Here is a 519-nt window from a genome sequence, read left to right as displayed (position 1 = left end):
GTTCAATACCCTAAAAGAAGCTCTTTAGAAATATCAGGTCGCTTATCTGTTTCCGTTTAATATCCTTGTAGTTTACTTTCAAGGCTCAAAAAAAGGTACCTCACTCTTGTCCACACTTATGCTTTCAATCGTAGGTTTAATTCCATCTGCTGAAACGTATGTAGGAAAGTATATAAGATTTACATTTGAAACTAGTTAGATTGCTACCATAAAAAATAATTTTAAACTTCTCATCTATGCTTCCCCTTTACTACAAGTAACTATTAATCTAGATAACTTCATCTTTAGTACTTCCGAATTATCCGAATTGACCTACAAAATATATTATTATTGCTACGTGTTCCTAAAATTTCCATTACACTAAAATAATACCATACTTCCAATTCTCATCCTATAACATGTTTTTTCCATTTCCCTCAAGTTTCACTTTTAATAAAATACTTATTTAACCGCTACACTCGGGTCAAAACACGACAGCCATTCGACTAATTTCCATATAAGCTATACTAATCAAACGTT

This window comes from Neobacillus drentensis (assembly GCF_036962765.1).
GTDB lineage: Bacteria > Bacillota > Bacilli > Bacillales > Cytobacillaceae > Neobacillus > Neobacillus drentensis_C.
This window is presented reverse-complemented; position numbering follows the sequence as displayed.